This is a genomic window from Vibrio sp. V10_P2A27P122, from assembly GCF_963874335.1.
Classification (GTDB): Bacteria; Pseudomonadota; Gammaproteobacteria; order Enterobacterales; family Vibrionaceae; genus Vibrio; species Vibrio anguillarum.
Genome location: NZ_CAWNHY010000175.1, coordinates 1 through 3,224 on the forward strand (window position 1 = coordinate 1; position 3,224 = coordinate 3,224).

Annotated in this window: 4 protein-coding genes; all 4 read left to right on the plus strand. The window is 39.2% G+C overall.

What is annotated here, in order from left to right; genetic code table 11:
• Nucleotides 1-117: 117 nt before the first annotated feature.
• A complete protein-coding gene (locus AACQ17_RS07950; RefSeq protein ID WP_094148115.1) occupies nucleotides 118-1,017 on the plus strand; it encodes a LysR family transcriptional regulator in 900 nt (299 codons plus the stop codon).
• Nucleotides 1,018-1,244: 227 nt separating this feature from the next.
• Nucleotides 1,245-1,487 (plus strand): hypothetical protein, encoded by a 243-nt coding sequence (locus tag AACQ17_RS07955; protein WP_019281957.1) that lies wholly within the window; start codon nucleotides 1,245-1,247, stop codon nucleotides 1,485-1,487.
• Between the two features lie 394 nt (nucleotides 1,488-1,881).
• Entirely contained in the window at nucleotides 1,882-2,079 is a 198-nt protein-coding gene (locus AACQ17_RS07960; RefSeq protein ID WP_094148117.1) for a hypothetical protein, read from the plus strand.
• Between the two features lie 295 nt (nucleotides 2,080-2,374).
• On the plus strand, nucleotides 2,375-3,224 hold an 850-nt coding region (locus AACQ17_RS07965), incomplete at its 3' end, for a Hachiman antiphage defense system protein HamA (protein WP_094167716.1).

Below are 3,224 nucleotides of genomic sequence, written 5' to 3' on the forward strand. Positions count from 1 at the left end.
GTAGCTAAATTATTATATTTGTGATGTTTTTGTTAATTTGGGGTAAATTTACTCCTTTATTTTTTATGGATATAGGGAAATAATGAAAATAATTAATTCCAAAATTGACATAATAAGATGCGAGCAGACGACCTAATATTGTTTTCACAAGTGATGGAACTGGGAAGTTTTAGTAAAGTAGCAGAACAGAATAGCCTTACAAATTCAGTAGTTAGTAAAAGAATGGCGCGTTTAGAAGAAGAGTTAGGCGTGCAGCTATTATATCGAACTACGCGTAAATTAACTCTGACTGAAGCGGGCAAGGCACTGTTACAGGGTGCGAAAAATGTGAAGCTTGCCACTCAAGAAGCCGTCGATGCGGTGGCTGGGTTTGGTGAAAATGTCAGCGGCCACATCAAAATGTCGGTACCCACCATATCAGGCGATCTAATATTGGCCGACGCGGTTGCGGAATTTTGCAATTTACACCCCGGCTTAACAGTGGACATGTCGCTTGATAACCGTTTTGTTGATTTAGTAGAAGGAGGTTTTGACCTAGTGATCCGCACTGGTTATTTGGAAGATTCAAGCTTAATTGCGCGGCATATTTTAGACTCACAGTGGGTTGTGTGCGCTTCTCCCTCTTATATTGCGAAAAATGGAAAACCGTTAAAACCGGAAGATTTAGTCAACCACAACTGCTTTCAATACGCCTACCAAACCACAGGCGCGAGCGAGTGGGAATTTAAAGGCCGCAAAGGAAGCTACATTGTCACAGTCTCGGGCTGCTTTTCTACGGATAATGCCACGGCACTGAGAAAAGCGGCTTTAGGCGGCCACGGCATTGCTTATGTACCGCGCTGTTTGGTTTATCATGATTTTCGGAACGGCCAACTAGTGGATATTTTCCCGGAACAAGTGGGCAAAAAATTGGGTATATACGCCGTGTATCCCTTTACTCGCCAACCCCCGAATAAAGTCCGCTTGCTGATAGAGCACATCCGCGCCCGCTATTTGACTATTTCACACTATTTTTGAGTGTGACTTATGTAAAGCATGCCTTCGGTCTGTATACCGTTCTGTTCCTCCCCTTGAAGGGGAGGGAATCAGTTTCGTGAGAGTTGGGAGTGTGCCATTTATTATGATTGATATGGCTTACTAAAACACTTTTGCCCCAAACCTTGTTATCGAGTGGTTTACAGCGTTTTGCTGGTAACTCATTATGCTATACATTATCTAATGTCATCATGTACTGAGAAGATAAAATGAGCAAAATACGACCATCAGAAAAAGAACTTCTTGAGGGAATGCCCCCTTCAACTAAACACTTTGATGAATTTATAAATGTAACACCAGTAGCATTAAGCCTAGAGCAAAATGATTCTCTTACGGAAGAAGATAAAATGAGACTAATTTGCTCTCGGTTTTTGGATATCAAAGAAGATGACTTAATGGAAGGCGATGAGTTTTTCACTGAATTAGATTCGGGGAAGTACGATGAAGCTTAGCTTGCGGATATCATAAAGTCTGAAATCTACCCACCGTTGAGCCAACTGGTTTAATGTTTTTACGCCATTGCCCAGCGCCTTTAGCTGACGCGTTTTTGCCCCTTTCCTTGTTACGTATCACCTAAAAAATTCTACATATCACTAGCAAATTGACCAAACTTTAGCAATGCAACATGGTGATTGCTCTATTGGTGTCAATTAAGTGATGCTGTTGCAGATAATCTGTTGAACCAGAACTTTAATCCCGTTGCGCTAAATCAAGTCTGGGCGCTAGGTGACGAGGTAGAAAATGAGGGGGATATCGGATATACGGGTCATAAATATGATGCCGACTTAGCGTTGAGCTATATGTAGACAGGATACTTTGATCCAGTCATAGATCGCTTATTCTCGAATGCTCTGGTTGAGCCATGCGCAGCATGGTAACAGCATTGCACATGATTTCAACCGCTATACTTATACCAATAATAATCCGTATAAATACACTGACCTTGATGGAGGAAATGGTTTTTTTGAAATTGCTGCTTTGGAGCTGAGATTTCCGCTTTTCAAAATGAAGGTGTTGGTGCGGCAGCCAAATCTCTTGCTGTGAGCTGAGTTCTAACAGTCGCTACTGGAGGACTCGGAATTCAGTCTATAAAGCATACAAGGGGGCTAAGGTTTCCAGTGGAGCTTAATCTGTTGTTCAAGGTGTCAAACTAGAAAAACAATTAGTGTCTGAATCTCAGTTAACAGAGCTTACTGAGGGTGGATGCACAGTGATTAGTCAACCTGCTAAGCAGGCAAATCGTATTACTGAACAACATAGCAAAGGTATTGCTAGGGTCGGAGTTACGATAGCTATTTCACTCAAAGGTTGAAATGGATCAACCTTTGAGTGAAATGGCATGTCTTGTATTTTATGTATAAATATTAATGTGTTAGTGTTAGATGATGAGGAATGTAGCGCTGTTGCTTTACATATCAAATACAAAAGGATTAACTTGCGAGAGTCACTAAAAGGTTTAATTAAAAATACACTTATATACCGATATACGTTACCTAATAAAAAGTTAGATATCGATGGTATGGCGCTGAGCAATATTGAAGATGATTGCTTTAGCTGCGAATGTGAAACCGCATTAGCTGAAATAATTTATAACAGTGTAATTGAGTATTCATTTAATCAATTTGATCTAACAGACAAAGATTATCAAGCAATGTATTCTAGAGCATTGCGCTCAAAAATACGTTTCAATCCTGAAGCATCAGACAAGACAAAAATTTCTTATGGTTTTTTTGGTGAAGTCCTACTCTATTGCTTTCTAGTACATTACTACTATGCCGACCCTATTATCGCTAGAGGATATTTCTACAGCCCTGTAGATAAAAAAGAAACTGCTGGATATGACTCTTATCATTTAGTTGATAGTGGTAATAGTATACACCTTTATTTTGGTGAGGTTAAATTCAGAGATTCTCTTTCTAGCTGTGTACATAGCGCTATAAAGGGACTGGATAAAGTAATTTCTGATGATTATTTGTCATCTAATGTTATTAATCTAGAAGACCGTTTAGACCAGTTTAACCTTAAAGGATCTAAACTTGAGGAAGTAATATTAGCTTGGCAAGATGACCCTGAAATTAATATTCTTCAAGAGCTTGAAAAATATAATATGTCATTGACATATCCAATATTGCTCGTGTATCAAGATAAAAAACTAAATTATGATGATGAAATTAAGAGAGCGGTAAAGT